We start from the raw sequence: 20,384 nt of genomic DNA, 5'->3' as shown, positions 1-20,384 counted from the left end.
CCGTTCCCATGCCGAACACGGAAGTTAAGCACTTGAACGCCGAAAGTAGTTGGGGGCTTCCCCCTGTGAGGATAGGACGTTGCCAGGCAAACGGTGGTTCTGGAGCATACGCTCAAGGGCCGCCGCTTTTTTGTGTCTTTTTGTAGAAAGACATGTATCCATTTTAATGAAGGGACTGAACAGGGATATGGCGAAAAAAACGAAACTACGCGTAGCCGTCGAAGAGAACGAGACGATTGGTGCCTGTTTGGATCGTATCGATGCCATGGGATACCGCCCGACGGTCCGACGAGAAGAACCGATCTTTGGATTAGACGCTAATGGCGAACCGTATCCAATTCGTCAGCAAATCGTCTTCGATTGCAAAGTGAAAGAGAACGAATAACTGCCTAGAGCATCCTCCGAATCATGTGGAGGGTGCTTTTTTTAGTGCTTGATTCCATGTGATGCCTTTCAAGAAAATAAACTCCGAATGGACACTAGATGAAATCAGAAAAACTACTTTTAAAACCGAACGATAAATTTTCAGACAATTAAATTGTTCGCCTTTGGTTGACGCCTTGGGATGGACTTGTTAAGATGAAGTCGTGACAGGATGATTGAATATAAACACCTCGTATAATAGCAGGGATATGGCTTGCAAGTTTCTACCCAACGACCCTAAATCGTTGGACTATGGGGTATATGGATGTTCGTCGATATTTCTTTGGCGTACCTTTTTATACCCTAAGCCACCCTTTTAGCCGTGGTTTGGGCTTTTTTTATGCACAAAGGAGGAAACAGCGATGGGAAATGCAGAAGTCGGCGTCATCATGGGAAGTCAATCGGATTGGGAAACGATGAAACATACATGTGATGTGTTGGAGCAACTTGAGATTCCTTACGAAAAGAAAGTCGTTTCCGCACACCGGACACCGGATCTAATGTTTCGTTATGCTGAATCAGCACGTGAACGAGGACTGAAGGTCATCATTGCCGGTGCAGGCGGTGCTGCTCATCTACCGGGCATGGTAGCCGCTAAAACGACATTACCCGTCGTCGGTGTTCCTGTGAAAAGTAGAGCGCTCCAAGGAATTGATTCCTTGCTCTCGATCGTTCAAATGCCAGGTGGTGTACCGGTCGCAACGGTTGCCATCGGAGAAGCAGGCGCAAAAAACGCCGGATTGCTAGCTGCTCAAATTCTTTCGATTCAAGATGAACGACTTGCCCGCAAGCTCGATCATATGCGAGTCGAACTAGAAGGAGACGTCATTGCATCTGGAGGAAACCTGTTATGAAACGAATCGGGATACTAGGTGGCGGTCAACTTGGTCGGATGATGGCACTGTCCGCCCGTGAGATGGGCTTTGAGATTCTGACACTCGATCCAACGGACAACGCACCATGTGCGCAAGTGGCGGATCAACATATTAAAGCTCCCTTTACGGATGTCGAGGCAGCGAAACAGCTCGCAGCTGAATCAGATGTCGTCACCTACGAATTCGAGAACATCTCGACGGAAGTCGCTGAAGCGATCGGGACGAAACTGATTCACGGAACGGATCTTCTTTTTCAAACGCAACATCGTGTACGGGAAAAAGAGATGATTGAACGCATTGGGCACTCTGTCGCTCCGTACCATCCGGTGACGCATCCTTCTGACTTAGAGGAAGCAAAACAGCGACTCGGCTTACCGTTCGTCTTGAAGACAGCACGATTCGGATACGACGGAAAAGGACAGACCGTCATTCGGACGGAAGAACAGTTCCAAGCGGCAATCAAACAATTCGAACCGACTGAGTATGTCGCAGAACAATGGTTACCGTTTGATCAGGAAATTTCCGTCATCGTCACTCGAAGCGCAACAGAGACTCGTGTTTTCCCGGTCAGTGAGAACATTCATCAAGAGAACATTTTGCATCTATCGATCGTACCGGCACGCATTTCCGAATCACTCGAACAAGAAGCAATTGCGCTCGCTGAATCGATCGCGGATGCCGTCGGGTTGATCGGTACACTCGCCATCGAGTTGTTTGTCGTTGGTTCTCGACTAATCGTCAATGAACTAGCACCCCGACCACACAATTCGGGTCACTATTCGATTGATGCTTGCGAAACATCCCAATTCGAGCAACATATCCGTGCCATCAGTGGTCTCCCACTCGGTGATACCCGTCTGACGACACCGGTCGTCATGGCGAACATCCTGGGTCAGCATGTCACAGCATTATACGAGGAACTGCCGAGACTAAACGCTCGGACGAAAGTTCACTTATATGGAAAAGCAGAAGCCAAGACAGGTCGTAAGATGGGACATTTGAACATTCTTGCGGATACGGTCGACGATGCTTTGGCAGAAGTCGAACGCCTGTCGATATGGAAGGAGACAGTTCAATGATCGAACGGTATACACGTCCTGAGATGAAAGCAATCTGGACCGAACAAAACAAATTCGAGGCTTGGTTAAAAGTCGAGATTCTTGCATGTGAAGCATGGAGTGAACTAGGTGTCATCCCGAAAGAGGACGTCCAGTTGCTTTGGGACAATGCCTCATTTGATGTCAACCGCATCCTTGAGATCGAACAAGAGACACGTCATGATGTCATCGCCTTTACGCGTGCCGTCTCTGAAACACTCGGAGAAGAACGCAAGTGGGTGCATTACGGACTCACGTCAACGGACGTCGTCGATACAGCACTCTCGTATTTGTTGAAGCAAGCAAACGACATTCTTGCTGCAGATCTTGATCGGTTCATCGAAATCTTAAAAATCAAAGCGAACGAACATAAATATACGGTCATGATGGGACGCACACATGGCGTACATGCAGAACCGACGACGTTCGGTCTGAAACTAGCGCTTTGGTATGAAGAGATGAAGCGGAATAAAGTTCGTTTCGAAGCAGCGCGTGAGACGGTCGAATACGGCAAGATGTCGGGTGCCGTCGGAACATTCGCGAACATCGATCCGTTCATTGAAAAGTATGTCTGCGAAAAGTTAGGGACAAAGCCCGCTCCGGTCTCAACGCAAACGTTACAACGTGATCGTCATGCACACTACATGTCGACGCTTGCTCTAATCGCGACATCGATCGAAAAGATGGCAACGGAAATCCGGGGTCTGCAAAAGACGGAAACACGTGAAGTCGAAGAATTCTTCGCTAAAGGTCAAAAAGGATCATCGGCGATGCCGCACAAGCGGAATCCGATCGGATCAGAGAACATGACAGGTCTTGCCCGAGTCATCCGTGGACACATGGTGACAGCGTACGAGAACGTCTCACTCTGGCACGAACGGGATATCTCGCATTCTTCGGCCGAACGCATCATTCTTCCGGATGCGACAGGACTACTCAACTATATGTTGAACCGTTTCGGAAACATCGTGAAGAACTTGACGGTCTTCCCGGAAAACATGAAGCGGAACATGGACCGGACGTTCGGAGTCATCTTCTCGGGACACGTCTTACTCGCTTTAATCGAAAAAGGCTGGTCACGTGAAGCCGCCTATGATTTCGTTCAGCCGCGTGCGATGCAGGCGTGGGAAGAACAAATCATGTTCCGTGACTTATTGTGGCAAGAAGAAGAGATTCAACAGCTTTTCACAGAAGAAGAGCTTGATGCGTGTTTCGATCCGACGTACCATACGAGTCGCGTCGATGAAATCTTTGAACGGTGTGGCTTGAACTAATCAACCTGAGACGGGGCACCTGCCCCGTCTACATCTTAGGATCATGGGGGACGAAAGCGATGCAACCACTTTATGAAGGAAAAGCAAAACGATTGTACACGACGCAGGAGCAGGATGTGCTCCGGATCGTCTATAAAGACGAAGCCACGGCATTCAACGGCGAGAAAAAAGAAGTCTTTGCTGGAAAAGGCGAATTAAACAACCGATTGACGAGTCATTTCTTTGAAATCCTCGAACAAGCGGGCATTCCGACACATTTCATTGAACGTGTCTCGGAGCGCGAACAGCTCGTACGTCGTGTCACCATCATTCCACTCGAAGTCGTCGTCAGAAACGTCGTCGCGGGAAGCTTGAGTAAACGGCTCGGTATCGAAGAAGGTACGGTGCTCGAAACACCAATCGTTGAGTTCTACTATAAAGATGATACGTTAGGCGATCCACTCGTCACCTCATCACACATCAATTTACTGAAGATTGCGACTTCTGAAGAGTTGAAACAGTTGTCGGACAAGGCACTTCGCGTGAATGAAGTCTTGCAACCTTACTTCCGTCAAAACGGAATCACGTTGATTGATTTTAAATTGGAGTACGGCAAGACGGCAGACGGAACGATTCTACTAGCAGATGAGATTTCACCTGATACATGTCGCTTGTGGGATCAGGCGACAGGAGAACATCTCGATAAAGATGTCTTCCGTCGCAATATCGGTTCACTGACAGAGACTTACCAAACACTATTCAATCGCCTAGGGGGAAACACACAATGAAAAAAGTCATCGTATCGATCGCATTACGGGAAAGCATTTTAGATCCACAAGGAGTTGCTGTAAAAGGCGGATTGCAACAGCTTGGTTTTACGGGTGTCGAGAGTGTCCGAATCGGAAAACAGATTGAACTGCTCGTTGAGACGGAAACGACAGAAGCGATGATTCATGAGATGTGTCAAAAACTACTCGTCAACACGGTGATGGAAGATTACCAGATTACGATCGAAGAGGTGACGCCAGCATGAAGTTCGCGGTCATCGTCTTTCCGGGATCGAACTGTGATTTAGATATGTACCATGCGGTCAAGGATGCTCTCGGAGAAGAAGCGGAATACGTCTTCCATACCGAAACATCACTTGAAGGCTACGACGGTGTCCTGTTACCGGGCGGATTCTCCTACGGTGATTACCTTCGTTGCGGCGCGATCGCGCGCTTCTCACCGATCATGGAAGAAGTCAAACGTTTTGCGGCAGAAGGGAAAACGGTCCTCGGGGTATGTAACGGATTCCAGATCCTTGTCGAAGCGGGACTCTTACCAGGTGTCTTGCACCGAAACAACGGCTTGAAGTTCATGTGCCGGACGGTTGAACTAAAGGTTGAGAATACAAAGACACGTTTTACATCGGATTACCTGCCAGGCGAGACGATTTCGATTCCGATCGCGCATGGTGAAGGAAACTACTACTGCGACGATGCGACTTACGCGATGCTACAAACGAACGGACAAATCGCCTTCACATATGTCGACAATCCGAACGGCTCGCGCGGCGATATCGCCGGAATCACGAACAAAGCCGGCAACGTTCTTGGGATGATGCCACACCCGGAACGAGCGGTCGAACTCTTGACCGGCGGAACAGATGGACTAAAACTCTTTACTTCACTCGTCAAACAGGGGGCACACCATGCTAAAACAACAGTCTGAACCAACACCAGAATTGATTCAAGAGCAACGCGTCTATGCCACGATGGGCTTGAGTGATACAGAATACCAGATGGTTGTCGATTTACTCGGACGCCAACCGAATTATACGGAAACAGGATTGTTCTCAGTCATGTGGTCCGAGCATTGTTCATACAAGACATCTAAACCCGTCCTCCGTCAATTCCCGACGACTGGACCACGTGTCTTACAAGGACCAGGGGAAGGTGCAGGTGTCGTTGATATCGGCGATGAGCAGGCAGTCGTCTTTAAGATCGAAAGCCACAACCATCCATCCGCTGTTGAACCGTATCAAGGGGCTGCGACAGGCGTCGGCGGAATCATTCGTGACATCTTCTCGATGGGCGCACGACCGGTCGCACTCATGAACTCGCTCCGTTTCGGTCATCTCGGTACACCACGTGTCAATCAACTGTTCGAACAAGTCGTCGCTGGGATCGCGGGTTATGGCAACTGTGTCGGGATCCCAACGATCGGTGGCGAAATCGGATTTGATCGCTCGTATGAAGGCAATCCACTCGTCAACGCGATGTGTATCGGTTTAATCAACCATGCGGATATTCAAAAAGGTCAGGCAAAAGGTGTCGGCAACTCAGTCATGTACGTCGGTGCAGCTACTGGACGCGACGGAATTCATGGTGCGACGTTTGCCTCGGAGGATCTCGGAGAGGATACGGAAGCAAAACGTCCGGCTGTTCAAGTCGGTGATCCATTCATGGAGAAGCTATTGATTGAAGCTTGTCTTGAAATCGTCGGGCACCCGGCACTGGTCGGAATGCAGGACATGGGTGCTGCTGGACTGACATCGTCTTCAGCAGAGATGGCTTCAAAAGCCGGTATGGGCATCGAGATGCACCTCGATGACGTTCCGCAACGAGAAACAGGGATGACTGCCTACGAAATGATGCTCTCGGAATCACAGGAGCGGATGTTACTCGTCGTCAAGCGTGGTCGCGAAGCAGAGATCGAAGCAATCGTCAGCAAATGGGGACTCCATGCCGTTCACGTTGGAGAAGTCATTGAAGAGAAAGTCTTACGTTTGATCCATCACGGGGATATCGTCGCAGAAGTTCCGGTCGACGCGTTAGCGGAAGAAGCACCAGTCTATGAAAAACCATCTCGCGTCCCTGCGTATTATGAAGAATTCCAAGCGATGGAAGAGACGCTTCCAGTCGTTGAAGACGTCGTTGAGACATGGCGGGCGCTACTACGTCAGCCGACGATCGCTTCAAAACGTTGGGTCTACGATCAGTACGATCATATGGTCCAGACATCGACCGTCGTCGCACCAGGATCAGACGCAGCCGTCATTCGTGTCCGCGGCACGAACAAAGCGCTCGCGATGACGACCGACTGTAACAGCCGCTTCGTCTACTTGGATCCATATGTCGGTGGACAGATTGCGGTTGCAGAAGCAGCCCGTAATATCGTCGCGAGTGGGGCGACACCACTCGCCATCACGGATTGCCTGAACTTCGGAAATCCGGATAAACCAGAAGGCTTCTGGCAGTTGCAGCAAGCAACAGCCGGTATGGCCGAAGCATGTCGTGTCCTTGAGACACCTGTCATCGGTGGAAACGTCTCACTCTACAACGAGTCAGCCGGTCAAGCGGTTCACCCGACACCGGTCGTCGGAATGGTTGGCTTACACGAGCAAACCGAATGGATCACAACGCAACACGTCAAACAAGCTGGTGACCAGATCTATCTATTAGGAGAAACAACAGACGAGTTTGGTGGCAGTGAGCTTCAATATATGCAATTCGGTAAATCATTCGGTCGCGCACCACAGATTGATTTAGCCGTCGAACACGCACGCTTACAATTGTTACAGCAGGCAGTACAAGCAGGTGAAGTCAATGCGATGCATGATGTATCAGAAGGTGGTCTTGCAATCGCTCTCGCTGAGATGACGTTTGGAACGGATCTCGGGTTGACGGTTCAGTTCAACGGACCAACCTTACACCTGTTCAGCGAATCGCAATCACGCTTCATCGTCACTGTGCCACAAGCGCACGTCACAGCATTCGAACAACGGACTGGTGCTCAAGCGATCGGTGTCGTCACGAACGATGAGCTTCTCGTCATCGAAACGGTAGAGACACGGATCGAAGCAGACCGTTCGACCTTACAGGAAGACTGGGAAGGAGCAATCGCGTGTTATATGACATCAAAGGACTAAATGAGGAGTGTGGCGTCTTCGGGATCTTCGGACAACCGAATGCAGCGCAACTCGCCTATTACGGCTTGCACAGTTTGCAACACCGGGGACAGGAAGGGGCAGGCATCGTCACGAGTGACGGTGACGACCTCTTCCCGCACCGCGGGCAAGGACTCGTAACGGAAGTCTTTTCGGAAGAGACACTGACGAATCTGAAAGGACATCACGCGATCGGACATGTCCGGTATTCGACAGCAGGTGGAAACACGCTTGAGAATACTCAACCGCTGCATTTCAAATCGCGGACGGGAGATCTCGCCCTCGCACATAACGGAAACCTCGTCAACGCCGATTCACTGAAGCACCTGTTAGAAGCAGAAGGTGCCATCTTTCAGACGACGAGTGATACGGAAGTCGTCGCCCATCTCGTCAAACGCAGTAAGCTCGACACACTCGAAGACCGGATTGCTGACAGTCTCGCGCGTCTTGTCGGGGCGTTCGCTTTTCTTTTCTTAACGGAAGACACGTTATTCGTAGCGGTCGATCCACACGGACTGCGTCCATTGTCACTCGGAAAGACACCGGACGGCGGCATCGTATTCGCATCAGAGACATGTGCCTTTGATATCGTCGGCGCGGAGTTCATTCGTGATATCGAGCCAGGGGAGCTCGTAACGATCACAGAACACGGTATGTCGTCTCGTCAATACATGGAACCACGTGAACGGGCGATGTGTTCGATGGAATACATCTACTTCTCACGTCCGGATTCAATCATTGATGGCGTCAACGTCCATACGGCCCGCAAAGCACTCGGGAAAAAGATGTATGAAGAAGCACCGGTCGAAGCAGACGTCGTTACCGGAGTGCCGGATTCAAGTATTTCGGCAGCGATCGGTTACGCGGAAGCGAGTGGGATTCCATATGAAATGGGATTGATCAAGAACCGGTATGTCGGACGGACGTTCATCCAGCCGTCACAAGAGTTACGGGAACGTGGGGTCAAAATGAAGTTGTCCGCGCTACGTGGCGTCGTGCAAGGAAAGCGTGTCATCATGGTCGATGATTCAATCGTCCGGGGAACGACGAGTCGCCGGATCGTCGGTTTATTACGTGAAGCCGGTGCGACGGAAGTGCACGTCCGCATCACGGCACCACCAATTACGAATCCATGTTATTACGGGATTGATACTTCATCGAAGGAAGAACTGATCTCTGCTCGGTTGATGCCGGAAGAAATCCGTCAGGAAATCGGTGCGGATTCACTTGAATTCTTGACTGTACCGGGCATGGTCGATGCCATCGATCGCCCGTTCGATGGACCGTTAAAAGGACAATGTACCGCTTGCTTCACAGGAGAGTATCCGACACCGCTCGGTTCGCTCGAGTTAGAAGCTAAACTTTGATAGATGGGGGAAGAACATGAGCAAACATTACGAAGCAGCAGGTGTGAGTCTGACAGCAGGATATGAGTCAGTCACCCGAATGAAAAAACACGTCGCCCGTTCGATGCGCAAAGAAGTATTGACGGGACTCGGTAGCTTTGGTGCGATGTTCGACCTCAGCCAATTGCAGTTGAAAGAACCGGTCCTTGTCAGTGGGACAGACGGTGTCGGTACGAAGCTGAAGCTCGCTTTCGCACTGGAACAACACGATACGATCGGAATCGACTGTGTCGCGATGTGTGTGAACGACATCATCGTCCAAGGCGCGGAACCACTTTATTTCCTTGATTATATCGCGCTCGGTCAGGCGATTCCGGCGAAGATCGAACGGATCGTCGCAGGTGTCGCAGAAGGTTGCGTCCAGGCGGGATGTACGTTAATCGGCGGCGAGACAGCGGAAATGCCAGGGATGTATGCGGACGGCGAATATGATATCGCCGGGTTCGCCGTCGGTGCCGTCGAGAAACAAAAATTGATCACAGGTGATAACGTCGCAGCGGGAGATGTCATTCTCGGTCTCGCTTCGTCCGGTGTCCATTCAAATGGCTTCTCACTCGTCCGTAAAATTGTCGCTGACAGTGGTCTCCGTTACGAAGATGAAGTCATGATGCTCGGTCATACGCTCGGAAATGCGCTCCTGATGCCAACACGTATCTACGTCGAAGCAGTCAAAGCAGCCCTTGAGACGGAAAAGATTCAAGCGATGGTCCATATTACGGGTGGTGGTTTCTACGAGAACGTACCACGTGTCTTACCAGAAGGGCTCGGCGCATCGTTCGATCCGAAAAAGTGGCCGACGTTACCAGTCTTCGACTGGCTCGAGCAAGCGGGTGATTTGCCACGACATGATATGTATAATGTCTTCAATATGGGGATCGGTTTCATGTTGATTGTCAAACCGGAAGATGTCGCGGAAGTGACAGCACGCCTCGCTCGTGAAAATGAGACGGCGTACGTGATTGGTCAGGTGACCGATCAAGAAGGTGTCCGGATTCAAGGAGTCGACGCATGAAGATCGCCTGTTTTGCATCAGGAAGCGGTAGTAATGTCGAAGCACTTTTTGAAGCAATCGAGGCAGGAACATTACATGCCTCGATCGAACTGATCGTCTGCGATCAACCGGACGCAGCAGTCATCGAACGGGCGAAACGACGCGGATGTGACGTCTTCGTCTTTCGGGCGAAGGACTATCCGGATAAACCGAGTTTTGAGCGGGAAATCATTGCCCGTCTTGAAGCAAAAGGCGTTGAACGGATCATTCTCGCCGGCTATATGCGATTGATTGGGGAAGAGTTGCTCGGACGATACGCAGGGCGGATCGTCAACATCCACCCGTCGCTACTTCCGGCCTTCCCGGGAAAAGATGCGATCGGTCAAGCATTTCGTGGCGGAGTTAAAATCACAGGTGTTACAATTCATATAGTCGATGAAGGCATGGACACAGGACCGATCATGGCCCAAGAAGCCGTCCGGATTACAGAAGAGATGACGCGTGAAACATTGCAACAAGCGATTCAGCGTGTCGAACATAGACTGTATCCGCAAGTCATCGAAGAGTGGATGAAAGAGGAGGCAAACGTATGAGAGCGTTAATTAGTGTGTCGGATAAAACAGGAATCGTCGAATTAGGACGAGCGTTTCATGAAGCAGGGATCGAGCTCGTCTCGACAGGCGGAACACATCAAGCGTTAGAGGAAGCTGGGCTTCCGGTCATTGGTATCAGTGAAGTCACACAATTCCCAGAAATGCTCGATGGGCGTGTCAAGACGCTCCATCCAATGGTTCATGGTGGATTACTCGGTCGTCGTGATCTTGAATCCCATCGTGAGCAGATGGCTGCGCAACAGATCCAACCGATTGATTTCGTCGTCGTCAATCTGTATCCGTTCAAGCAGACGGTCTTACAAGAAGACGTCGCCTATGCCGATGCGATCGAGAACATCGATATCGGTGGACCAAGCATGTTGCGTTCAGCAGCGAAAAACCACGCAGCTGTCACGGTCGTCGTCGACCCAGCTGATTACGAAACAGTCGTTGCTGAGGTTCGTGAAGGTGGAACGACGTTTGAGACACGCCAACGTCTTGCGGCGAAAGCATTCCGTCATACAGCAGCGTACGATGCGTTGATTGCGGATTATTTCTTGACGCAAACAGGTGAGAAGTTCCCGGATCAGTTGACGATCACGCTTGAAAAAGTCCAGGATCTTCGTTACGGAGAAAATCCACACCAAGAAGCAGCCTTCTATAAAACACCGATTTACCGTGGAGCATCTCTCGCTTCAGCGAAACAGTTGCACGGTAAAGAGTTGTCGTATAACAACATTCAAGATGCGAACGCTGCACTTGAAATTCTCGACGAGTTCCGCGAAGCAGCAGCTGTCGTCGTCAAACACATGAACCCATGTGGTGTTGCCGTCGGTCCAACGATCGGAGAGGCATTCCGCCGCGCTCATGCAGCCGATCCAGTGTCGATCTTCGGTGGCATCGTCGCCTTGAACCGTGAAGTCGATTTAGAGACAGCAGAACAATTGAGCGGTATTTTCCTTGAGATCATCATCGCTCCATCCTTCACAGAAGAAGCATTCGCCTTGTTGTCAGCGAAAAAGAACATCCGTCTGCTTGAACTCGACGTCAAGCGTGTCCAAGCGATCCGTTATACGGCAGTCGCTGGCGGCATGCTCGTCCAAGACAGTGACGATGAGACGCTTGATGATGCAGCAGCACGTGTCGTGACAGACCGCAAACCGACAGCAGCGGAATGGGAGGACTTGAAACTCGCATGGCGCGCCGTCAAACACGTCAAGTCGAATGCCATCGTTCTCGCGAAGGACGAAGTGACGGTCGGTGTTGGTGCAGGACAGATGAACCGTGTTGGTTCAGCGAACATCGCGATTACGCAAGCCGGAGAAAAAGCAGTTGGCGCGTCCCTTGCTTCCGATGCTTTCTTCCCAATGGGTGATACGGTCGAAGCGGCAGCAGCAGCTGGCATTACAGCAATTATTCAACCAGGCGGCTCGATTCGTGACCAAGAGTCGATCGATGCGTGTAACAAACATGGCATTACGATGGTCTTTACGAACGTTCGACATTTCAAACACTAAGTGGAGGCGATTTGAATGAAGGTATTGGTGATTGGTAAAGGAGGGCGTGAACACGCGCTCGTCTGGAAGCTGGCACAGGATGAACGGATCGAGACCGTGTATGCTGCGCCTGGGAATGCCGGGATGACACAAGCCACATGTGTTCCGATCGCCGAAGATGCTATCGATGAACTCGTGACGTTCGCACAAGACGAACAGATCGATTGGACGATCGTCGGACCAGAAGGACCACTTGTTCTCGGAGTCGTTAACGCCTTTCAGGCAGCGGGACTGCAAATCTTCGGACCAACACGGGAAGCGGCAGCGATCGAAGGAAGTAAGCAGTTCGCGAAAGAATTGATGGAGCGTGCCGGTATCCCGACCGCTGCTCACGCCGTCTTTACTTCAGCAGCAGATGCAAAGGCGTATGTTCGCAAAGCGGGTGCACCGATCGTCATCAAAGCCGATGGACTTGCTGCCGGAAAAGGAGTCACGGTCGCAGAAACCGTGGACCAGGCGCTTGTTGCAATCCACGATACGTTTGCCGGAGAATACGGTCAACAAAGCCGCGTCGTCATCGAAGAATGTCTGATCGGGGAAGAGTGTTCGTTGATGGCATTCGTGCACGAAGAGACGGTCATCCCGATGGTATTGTCGCAAGATCATAAACGGGCGTTTGACGGTGACTTAGGTCCGAACACAGGAGGCATGGGCGCGTATTCTCCGCTTCCTCAGTGGGACGAAGCAGCGTTGACGACAGAAGCTGTTGATCGCATCATTCAGCCACTCGTCGATCAGATGGCAAGCGAAGGAATTCCGTTCACCGGCTTCCTCTATGCCGGTCTGATGCTGACGAAACAAGGACCATTCGTCATCGAGTTCAATGCCCGGTTCGGTGATCCGGAAACAGAGGTCATTCTTCCGCGCTTAGAGACGCCGTTGCTTGATGTCATCATGCCGCTGATGGACGGACAGATACCAGAAGTCGTTTGGACGGATCAAGCAGCTGTCGGTGTCGTCGTCGCAGCAGAAGGATATCCGGAAGCGCCAAAAACGGGACAAGCGATTCCACTTGATCAGATCGGGGACGGTCTTCTCGTCTTTCATGCCGGTACGGCAGAACGAGACGATCAACTTGTCTCAGCTGGTGGACGTGTCCTTGTGTGTGTCAGTCGTGCCGAGACGATCGAGCAGGCTGTCGAACAGGTCTATGCGAACTTACCAGACATGACGGATCAACCATTCTTTTACCGAACTGATATCGCTCAAAAAGCCTTTCGTGCCTCGCATGAATCATGATATCTGAACCAGACGTGCTCGAAGGAGTGGCGTCTGGTTTTTTGTTTCTTGGCGAAGTGCACGAAAAGATTTGTCTTCCATGGCGAATTTGTGTTATTTTGACCAAATGAATCCGGAACGGGGCAAAACTTCTTGAAACTTACTTAGCAACATTTTAGTATAAGAACTATAAGAAAGCGTTTTCAATAAAACAAAGGAGGTCGAGCTTTCGTGAAAAAAAATTATGGAAGATCCCCTTGGACGAAATCTGAAGTACGAACACACCAAGCGGTCATCAGCGGAAAGCTTGCACCGACACTTGTCATACAGAATGCCACTTACCTGAATCATGGTGTCAAAGCATGGCGGACGGCGAATATTTGGATTAGTGGCGACCGGATCGTCTACGTCGGTCCAGAGATGCCGGAACAAGCCGATGCGTATCATGATGCGACAGGTCAATATATCGTACCCGGTTACATTGAACCCCATGCCCATCCGTTCCAACTTTACAATCCAGCGAGTCTTGCAAAATTCGCAGCAGAGCGGGGAACATCGACGCTCGTCAACGACAATATGTTGTTATTATTAGAGCCGACGGAGCAAGCGTTTGCTCAAGTCGAGGCGCTAGCAGACTTACCGACCTCAATGTACTGGTGGGCACGACTCGACGCACAAACCGAGCTTGATGCCGACAGTATCTCGATCGATAATCGCCGGATTCAAGCGTGGCTCAAGCATCCACAAGTCATCCAAGCAGGTGAGTTGACGGGATGGCCACGTCTCTCGCAAGGAGATGATGAACTGCTTCACTGGATGCAGGATGCGATTAAACTCGGAAAACCGATCGAAGGTCATTTTCCTGGTGCTTCAGCGAAGACGCTGACGAAGATGGCGCTTTATGGCGTGACGAGTGATCATGAAGCGATGACGGTTGAAGAAGCGATGACACGTCTTGAACTTGGCTACACGACGACGATTCGTTATTCATCGATTCGTCCAGATTTACCGGATATTTTTAAAGGTCTCGTCGAAGCAGGGTTGACGCAGTTTGATAAGGTACTCGTGACGACAGATGGTTCAACGCCGTCCTTTTATAAAGCAGGCATGATGGACGAGACGATTCGATTGATGCTTGAGGCAGGCATCCCGGTCGAAGAAGCATACCGGATCGCGTCGTACAATGCAGCGCGTCATTTTAATCTCGATCATCTACTCGGGAGTATCGCACCTGGACGGATCGCGCATCTCAATTTCCTTGAGGCAAAAGACGCACCGACACCTGTCGCCGTGCTTGCGCGCGGCACATGGGTCCGTCAAGCAGACATCCCATGTTACCCGGCAGAAGCGCTTGATGCAGTCTATGCGCTCATGCCACGTTCAGAAGTCCAGGTTTCGTTAACGGAACAGGATTTTTCGTTCAGCATGCCGGTTGGTCTTGAGATGGTCAATTCCGTCATCATGAAGCTCTATCAAGTTGAACACGATACAAGTGTGCCTGTGCTACCAGCAGGATGTGATGAATCCTTCCTGATGTTACTCGACCGAGAAGGGAAATGGCGACTGAATACCGTTCTGAAAAACTTTGCGACACAAGTCGGAGGTCTCGTCAGTTCGTACTCGATTAGCGGTGATATCTTGATGATCGGTAAATCGAAACGAGACATGCAAGTCGCGTTTGATCGCATGAAAGCGTTCGGTGGCGGAATCGTTCTCGTCGAGGACGGAGAAGTCATCGCTGAAGTTCCGTTGACCTTGATGGGGCAGACGTCTGACTTGCCACTCGAAGATTTGATCGTTCAGGAAACCGCTTTACGCGAAGCCTTGTTTGAACGCGGTTATGCGTTTGAAGATCCTGTCTATACGTTGCTATTCCTAGCGTCAACTCACTTGCCATATGTGCGGATCACGCCGCAGGGAATATACGAAGTCCTTCGGAAAAAAGTCCTTTTCCCAGCGATTTTGCGATGACGCTTGAATTTTAAAACGTCGCGCTTTAAACTATTAAAGAGCAATTGAATGGGAAAGGGAGTCACAAGATGCAACTCGATAAATTGCGTGGAAAAGAATTGGATCAGTTATTTACAGCCATCATGAAGATGGATTCATTAGAAGATTGTTATACGTTGTTCGAAGACTTAGCGACCGTCAACGAAATCCAGGCGCTCGCCCAACGTCTTGAAGTCGCACGTCAATTACGTGAAGGCAATACGTATCACAAAATCGAAAAGGCGACCGGTGCTTCAACAGCAACGATCTCGCGTGTCAAACGTTGCTTGAACTACGGTTCGGGCGGTTATGATCTGGCGCTTGCCCGCCTAGGTCTTATCGAGCAAGAAGTAGCGGATAACTAATGTTATCCGCTACTTCTATGAAGGGGGGCGTGTCATATTGGATTTTGCGTTACAACATAAAATTCAGCACTTCATTCGAAGGCTGACGCCCATCCAGTCGCTCGTCATCATCTACTTCGTTGCGGTCATCATCGGAATCATCATGCTCGGTCTGCCGTGGTCGACCAAGGGAGACTACAACTGGGATTTCACGGACCTCGTCTTCATGGCGGTCAGTTGTGTCAGTGTCACTGGTTTGACGACGGTCTCGGTCTCAGAAACCTTCACGACGTTCGGCTACTTCATGATCATGATTTTAGTGCAAGTCAGCGGAATCGGTTTGATGTCGCTTCATATCGCGATGTGGGTCATTCTCGGAAAACGAATCGGCTTTCGGGAACGCCAACTTGTCGTTCGAGATCAGAACCAGACGACGATGCAAGGGGTCGTCAAATACATTCGGGAAGTCATCTTGATCATCGTCTCGATTGAATTGATTGGGGCATTGATTCTCGGGCTGTACTATACGAAATATTTTCCGACACTAGGTGAAGCGATGCTCCAAGGACTGTTCGGATCGGTCAGTGCGACGACGAATGCTGGTTTTGATATCACGGGTGAATCGTTACTACCGTTTCGTGGTGATTTGTTCGTCGTCTTCATGCAAATTTTGTTACTGACACTTGGTGCGATCGGCTTTCCGGTACTCGTCGAAGTCCGGCGCTACATCTCGTACCGGGCGACACGCCAAGCGACACGTCAACCGTATCATTTTTCACTGTTTACAAAATTGACGGCGTCAACGTTCTTCATTCTCGTCCTATTCGGAACGGTAGCATTGCTGCTATTTGAATGGAACCAATCCTTTAAAGGTTTACCGATCGATGAGAAGCTCGTCGACGCCTTGTTCCAATCCGTCACGACCCGAAACGGGGGATTGACGACGGTCGACATCACCTCCTTCTCACAAGCGTCGATTTTCGTCTTGTCGCTCTTGATGTTCATCGGGGCGTCACCGTCTTCCGTTGGTGGGGGGATTCGAACGACGACGTTCGCGGTCGCCGTCTTGAGTGTCATCGCCTTCATCCGAGGCGAATACGGCATCAAAATCTTTGGTCGTGAGATTGGTCAGTCGGACATCTGGAAAGCCTTCGTCGTCATCGTCGTCTCGACTGGTGTGACGATGGTCGGATTGATCGTCTTATTGCTTGTCGAAGATGCCCCGTTCCTCGTGCTATTTTTTGAAGCCTGTTCAGCGTTCGGAACGACCGGTCTATCGCTCGGCATCACGGATCAATTATCGGATATCGGAAAATGGACGTTGTCTGTGCTGATGTTCATCGGTCGAATCGGTGTCATCTCGTTCGTTCTTCTCCTGAAAGCGAACCAACCGAAACGTAACTACAACTATCCGAAGGAATCCGTCATCATCGGATAAGGAGGCTCTTTTATGAAACGTGCCTTTTGGATCAACTTCGCCTATATCTTTGCTGTTCCTGTCTTACCGTTTTTGGCGCTCGTCAACGGTCGAGCACTCTGTTCACCGGATTCACCGTTACTGGACGTCCCGATACTCGGCTTCTTTTTGGCAGAACCGTGGGCGTTCGTGCCGGTATATGCTGTCTTTGCGTTGTTACTGGCGTCACTCTTGACGAAACGACGGACACACGTCTGACCATCTCGCCCTGCGCGAGATGGTTTTTTGTTTTATACTGAATGTGGAATGAGAAAGAGAGGATGGGACGAACCGTGTTATTACCTTTTAATGAATGGCGACATGTCTTTAAACTAGATCCAGCAAAACCAATTGATGATGCTAGCCTGCAGGCGATTGCGACGTCCGGAACGGATGCGATTCTTGTCGGTGGAACAGATGACATCACACTCGATGCGACGCTTGATCTCTTGATGCGTTTGCGCCGGTATCCAGTCGCAGTGGCACTCGAGATTTCTGAACTCGAAGCCGCAACGATGGGATTTGATACGTATCTGACACCGACGGTCCTGAATGCGGGAACATTAGAGTACGTCGTTGAAAAACAAGTCGAGGCGTTAGAACAAGTCGGTCATATGCTGGCGCACGCTGATCTTGTCGGGGAAGGGTATATCGTCCTGAATCCTGATGCGAAGGTCGCGCATGTGACACAAGCAAAACCGCTAACATTAGATGAGACCGTCGCTTATGCGCAGTTAGCGGATAGCGTCTTCCGTCTACCGGTCGTGTATCTCGAATACAGCGGCGTTTACGGAGAACCGGAACGAGTAGCAGCCGTTCGCGATGTCTTGAAACAGGCACGCCTGTTTTACGGTGGAGGAATCGACTCCGAGGAGCGAGCGCGTGAGATGCTGCAGTATGCGGATACGATCGTCGTCGGGAACGTCATTTATGAGGATTTAAAAGCAGCGCTTGCGACTGTCGCAGCGACACGATAAAATATAGGAACAAAAGTTCGGAATACAAGAAATGAGGCTATTGATATGTTTAATTTGAGTGAACAGCTCGTCAGTGGACTAAACCCTGAGCAAGCAAGAGCAGTCAAGCATACGGAAGGTCCACTGCTGATCATGGCAGGAGCCGGTTCCGGGAAGACACGCGTCCTGACACATCGGGTCGCTTATTTGATGGCGGCTAAACAAGTCGCACCGTGGAACATCCTCGCGATTACGTTCACGAACAAAGCGGCGCGGGAAATGCGAGACCGGATCGGTCGTTTGGTCGGTGGTGTCGCGAATGATATTTGGGTTTCGACCTTCCACTCGATGTGTGTCCGGATGTTACGTCGTGACATCGATCAGCTTGGGTACGATCGCAACTTCACGATTCTTGATTCAAGTGATCAGCAGTCGGCGATCAAGCTCGTCTTAAAGGAACAAAACTTGGATCCAAAAAAATGGGATCCACGTTCGATGCTGACGATCATCTCGTCACAGAAAAATGAATTACGCAGTGCTGAATTCTACGCCTCGATCGTGACGAGCCCGTATGAAAAGACAGTTGCTGAAATCTATAAAGGATATGAAGCGGTCTTACGCCGGAACAACGCGCTCGACTTTGATGATTTGATCGGAAAAACGACGGAATTGTTCAAGAAGAGTCCGGATGTCCTTGCTTACTATCAGAAGAAATTCCGCTACATTCATGTCGATGAGTATCAAGATACGAACAAAGCCCAGTATGATCTCGTCAACCTGTTAGCATCGGGACATCAGAATCTCTGTGTCGTTGGAGACTCGGATCAGTCGATCTATCGCTGGCGTGGTGCTGACATCGCGAACATCCTCTCGTTCGAAGAGGACTATCCGAATGCAGCTGTCATCTTACTCGAGCAAAACTACCGTTCTTCCAAACGAATCTTGGAAGCAGCCAACCATGTCATCCAAAACAACTCGACACGCAAAGATAAGAAACTTTGGACGGATAATGATGAAGGCGAGAAGCTCGTCGTTCATACGGCGGAGAATGAGCGGGAAGAAGCCTTTTATATCGTCCAGGAGATTCGGAACTCACTTCGTTACGGGATGAAACTGAGCGATATCGCGATTCTGTACCGGACGAATGCACAATCGCGTGCCATTGAGGAAACGCTTCTTAAGTCGAACGTTCCGTACAAAATGATCGGCGGCACGAAGTTCTACGATCGTAAAGAGATCAAGGACGTGCTTGCTTATCTCCGATTGATTTCGAATCCGGATGAAGACCTGTCCTTCGCGCGGATCGTCAACGAACCAAAACGCGGGATTGGTGCGACGACGATTGATAAGCTGCGTGATTTCGCTGACTTACAAGGTGTGTCATTGATGGAAGCGATTCGCGATATCGAATTGTCGAGTATCGCACCAAAGACGGCAGCGAAGCTGACGGATTTCCGGACGATGATTCTCGGACTCAGCCAAATGCAAGAATTCATCAGCCTGTCGGAACTAGTCGAAGAAGTGCTCGAAAAATCAGGCTATCGTCAAGTGCTGAAGGAAGATAAGACGCTTGAAGCACAAAGTCGTCTCGAGAACATCAACGAGTTCATCACCGTTGCACAAAACTTCGAGAAGGAGACGGCGAAAGCCGATCCAGAAGACCGGACGATCATCGCCTTCTTGACTGATTTGACACTCGTCGCCGATGTCGATTCACTCGACGAGACGGATCCAGAAGAACAAGTCACGTTGATGACGCTCCACTCGGCAAAAGGACTCGAGTTCCCGGTCGTCTTCTTGATTGGGATGGAGGAAGGGTTGTTCCCACATAGCCGCTCGCTTCAAGATGAAGACGAGATGGAAGAAGAACGTCGCCTCGCGTACGTCGGGATCACACGTGCTGAGAAACGCCTTTACTTGTCACACGCGCGGATGCGCTCCCTGTACGGACGAACGAATGCGAACCAAGAATCACGGTTCCTAGCAGAGCTGCCGGAAGTCGTCATCGAGCGGACCGGTAAAAAAGCGAAGCCACTCCCATGGGAAGACCGCCCTGTTCCGCAAGGCAAAGCCGTCATCGGTCGCTCGATCAGCAAACCGACAGCAATGAAGACGTCAGGTGCGGAAACGCTCGGTTGGTCGGTCGGAGATAAGGCAGAGCACGGGAAATGGGGACTTGGTACAGTCGTCCAGACTCGTGGTGAAGGGGATAATCTTGAAATCGATATCGCATTCCCAGCAGTCGGAATCAAACGATTGCTCGCGAAATTCGCACCGATTAAAAAGGTATGACGGG

General features: G+C 50.6%; 19 protein-coding genes, 1 rRNA gene and 1 riboswitch. All 20 genes read left to right on the top strand.

The features are described from left to right. A 5S ribosomal RNA gene (gene rrf / locus KNQ03_RS15210) occupies positions 1-88 on the top strand; the annotation flags it as partial. Between the two features lie 99 nt (positions 89-187). Next, positions 188-385 (top strand): NETI motif-containing protein, encoded by a 198-nt coding sequence (locus KNQ03_RS15205; RefSeq protein ID WP_023467064.1) that lies wholly within the window; start codon positions 188-190, stop codon positions 383-385. Between the two features lie 209 nt (positions 386-594). After that, positions 595-696: riboswitch (purine riboswitch) on the top strand. Between the two features lie 89 nt (positions 697-785). Then, the gene (gene purE, locus KNQ03_RS15200; RefSeq protein WP_050678980.1) at positions 786-1,277 is read left to right on the top strand and encodes a 5-(carboxyamino)imidazole ribonucleotide mutase; all 492 of its coding nucleotides are present in this window, start codon (positions 786-788) and stop codon (positions 1,275-1,277) included. Continuing rightward, positions 1,274-2,377 (top strand): 5-(carboxyamino)imidazole ribonucleotide synthase, encoded by a 1,104-nt coding sequence (gene purK, locus KNQ03_RS15195; protein WP_050678981.1) that lies wholly within the window; start codon positions 1,274-1,276, stop codon positions 2,375-2,377. The genes purE and purK overlap by 4 nt, the downstream gene beginning before the upstream one ends. After that, positions 2,374-3,669 (top strand): adenylosuccinate lyase, encoded by a 1,296-nt coding sequence (gene purB / locus KNQ03_RS15190; protein WP_214725379.1) that lies wholly within the window; start codon positions 2,374-2,376, stop codon positions 3,667-3,669. The genes purK and purB overlap by 4 nt, the downstream gene beginning before the upstream one ends. A gap of 59 nt (positions 3,670-3,728) precedes the next feature. After that, entirely contained in the window at positions 3,729-4,436 is a 708-nt protein-coding gene (purC, locus tag KNQ03_RS15185) for a phosphoribosylaminoimidazolesuccinocarboxamide synthase (protein WP_058704942.1), read from the top strand. Next, on the top strand, positions 4,433-4,681 hold the full coding sequence (gene purS, locus KNQ03_RS15180) for a phosphoribosylformylglycinamidine synthase subunit PurS (protein ID WP_023467069.1): 249 nt from the start codon (positions 4,433-4,435) through the stop codon (positions 4,679-4,681). Before purC ends, purS begins: the two co-directional genes overlap by 4 nt. Further along, positions 4,678-5,361: a phosphoribosylformylglycinamidine synthase subunit PurQ gene (gene purQ, locus KNQ03_RS15175; RefSeq protein WP_050678983.1), complete on the top strand. Its 684-nt coding sequence runs from the start codon at positions 4,678-4,680 to the stop codon at positions 5,359-5,361. The genes purS and purQ overlap by 4 nt, the downstream gene beginning before the upstream one ends. Continuing rightward, the gene (gene purL / locus KNQ03_RS15170; protein WP_214725377.1) at positions 5,342-7,561 is read left to right on the top strand and encodes a phosphoribosylformylglycinamidine synthase subunit PurL; all 2,220 of its coding nucleotides are present in this window, start codon (positions 5,342-5,344) and stop codon (positions 7,559-7,561) included. Before purQ ends, purL begins: the two co-directional genes overlap by 20 nt. Then, positions 7,537-8,946, top strand: coding sequence for an amidophosphoribosyltransferase (gene purF, locus KNQ03_RS15165; RefSeq protein WP_035398966.1), 1,410 nt, complete (start codon positions 7,537-7,539; stop codon positions 8,944-8,946). The genes purL and purF overlap by 25 nt, the downstream gene beginning before the upstream one ends. A gap of 16 nt (positions 8,947-8,962) precedes the next feature. Continuing rightward, positions 8,963-9,997, top strand: a complete 1,035-nt coding sequence (purM, locus tag KNQ03_RS15160; RefSeq protein ID WP_029340745.1) for a phosphoribosylformylglycinamidine cyclo-ligase — start codon at positions 8,963-8,965, stop codon at positions 9,995-9,997. Then, on the top strand, positions 9,994-10,569 hold the full coding sequence (gene purN, locus KNQ03_RS15155; protein WP_023467073.1) for a phosphoribosylglycinamide formyltransferase: 576 nt from the start codon (positions 9,994-9,996) through the stop codon (positions 10,567-10,569). Before purM ends, purN begins: the two co-directional genes overlap by 4 nt. Continuing rightward, positions 10,566-12,086, top strand: coding sequence for a bifunctional phosphoribosylaminoimidazolecarboxamide formyltransferase/IMP cyclohydrolase (gene purH, locus KNQ03_RS15150; RefSeq protein WP_058704946.1), 1,521 nt, complete (start codon positions 10,566-10,568; stop codon positions 12,084-12,086). The genes purN and purH overlap by 4 nt, the downstream gene beginning before the upstream one ends. Before the next feature lie 15 nt (positions 12,087-12,101). After that, a complete protein-coding gene (gene purD / locus KNQ03_RS15145) occupies positions 12,102-13,364 on the top strand; it encodes a phosphoribosylamine--glycine ligase (protein ID WP_214725375.1) in 1,263 nt (420 codons plus the stop codon). A gap of 210 nt (positions 13,365-13,574) precedes the next feature. Then, on the top strand, positions 13,575-15,314 hold the full coding sequence (locus KNQ03_RS15140; RefSeq protein ID WP_214725373.1) for an adenine deaminase C-terminal domain-containing protein: 1,740 nt from the start codon (positions 13,575-13,577) through the stop codon (positions 15,312-15,314). Between the two features lie 68 nt (positions 15,315-15,382). Next, on the top strand, positions 15,383-15,697 hold the full coding sequence (locus KNQ03_RS15135) for a YerC/YecD family TrpR-related protein (RefSeq protein WP_023467078.1): 315 nt from the start codon (positions 15,383-15,385) through the stop codon (positions 15,695-15,697). A 37-nt stretch (positions 15,698-15,734) separates the two neighbouring features. Then, positions 15,735-17,114, top strand: a complete 1,380-nt coding sequence (locus KNQ03_RS15130) for a TrkH family potassium uptake protein (protein WP_029340750.1) — start codon at positions 15,735-15,737, stop codon at positions 17,112-17,114. Between the two features lie 12 nt (positions 17,115-17,126). Further along, complete coding sequence (locus tag KNQ03_RS15125) at positions 17,127-17,351, top strand: hypothetical protein (RefSeq protein ID WP_064300874.1); 225 nt, start codon at positions 17,127-17,129, stop codon at positions 17,349-17,351. A gap of 62 nt (positions 17,352-17,413) precedes the next feature. After that, positions 17,414-18,109, top strand: coding sequence for a heptaprenylglyceryl phosphate synthase (pcrB, locus tag KNQ03_RS15120; RefSeq protein ID WP_174316006.1), 696 nt, complete (start codon positions 17,414-17,416; stop codon positions 18,107-18,109). Positions 18,110-18,154: 45 nt separating this feature from the next. Next, the gene (pcrA, locus tag KNQ03_RS15115; RefSeq protein ID WP_050678990.1) at positions 18,155-20,380 is read left to right on the top strand and encodes a DNA helicase PcrA; all 2,226 of its coding nucleotides are present in this window, start codon (positions 18,155-18,157) and stop codon (positions 20,378-20,380) included. Positions 20,381-20,384 lie beyond the last annotated feature (4 nt).

It is taken from the genome of Exiguobacterium sp. s143 (assembly GCF_018618895.1).
GTDB classification, from domain to species: Bacteria; Bacillota; Bacilli; order Exiguobacteriales; family Exiguobacteriaceae; genus Exiguobacterium_A; species Exiguobacterium_A abrahamii.
The sequence above is the reverse complement of the archived record's forward strand: the minus strand, read 5'-3'. Positions and strand labels throughout refer to the sequence as shown.

What these genes read in the sequence shown, in the direction of transcription:
- KNQ03_RS15205 (WP_023467064.1), top strand. Translation starts at nt 188, where the DNA reads ATGGCGAAAAAAACGAAACTACGCGTAGCCGTCGAAGAGAACGAGACG.
- purE (WP_050678980.1), top strand. Translation starts at nt 786, where the DNA reads ATGGGAAATGCAGAAGTCGGCGTCATCATGGGAAGTCAATCGGATTGG.
- purK (WP_050678981.1), top strand. Translation starts at nt 1,274, where the DNA reads ATGAAACGAATCGGGATACTAGGTGGCGGTCAACTTGGTCGGATGATG.
- purB (WP_214725379.1), top strand. Translation starts at nt 2,374, where the DNA reads ATGATCGAACGGTATACACGTCCTGAGATGAAAGCAATCTGGACCGAA.
- purC (WP_058704942.1), top strand. Translation starts at nt 3,729, where the DNA reads ATGCAACCACTTTATGAAGGAAAAGCAAAACGATTGTACACGACGCAG.
- purS (WP_023467069.1), top strand. Translation starts at nt 4,433, where the DNA reads ATGAAAAAAGTCATCGTATCGATCGCATTACGGGAAAGCATTTTAGAT.
- purQ (WP_050678983.1), top strand. Translation starts at nt 4,678, where the DNA reads ATGAAGTTCGCGGTCATCGTCTTTCCGGGATCGAACTGTGATTTAGAT.
- purL (WP_214725377.1), top strand. Translation starts at nt 5,342, where the DNA reads ATGCTAAAACAACAGTCTGAACCAACACCAGAATTGATTCAAGAGCAA.
- purM (WP_029340745.1), top strand. Translation starts at nt 8,963, where the DNA reads ATGAGCAAACATTACGAAGCAGCAGGTGTGAGTCTGACAGCAGGATAT.
- purN (WP_023467073.1), top strand. Translation starts at nt 9,994, where the DNA reads ATGAAGATCGCCTGTTTTGCATCAGGAAGCGGTAGTAATGTCGAAGCA.
- purH (WP_058704946.1), top strand. Translation starts at nt 10,566, where the DNA reads ATGAGAGCGTTAATTAGTGTGTCGGATAAAACAGGAATCGTCGAATTA.
- purD (WP_214725375.1), top strand. Translation starts at nt 12,102, where the DNA reads ATGAAGGTATTGGTGATTGGTAAAGGAGGGCGTGAACACGCGCTCGTC.
- KNQ03_RS15135 (WP_023467078.1), top strand. Translation starts at nt 15,383, where the DNA reads ATGCAACTCGATAAATTGCGTGGAAAAGAATTGGATCAGTTATTTACA.
- KNQ03_RS15125 (WP_064300874.1), top strand. Translation starts at nt 17,127, where the DNA reads ATGAAACGTGCCTTTTGGATCAACTTCGCCTATATCTTTGCTGTTCCT.
- pcrB (WP_174316006.1), top strand. Translation starts at nt 17,414, where the DNA reads ATGGGACGAACCGTGTTATTACCTTTTAATGAATGGCGACATGTCTTT.
- pcrA (WP_050678990.1), top strand. Translation starts at nt 18,155, where the DNA reads ATGTTTAATTTGAGTGAACAGCTCGTCAGTGGACTAAACCCTGAGCAA.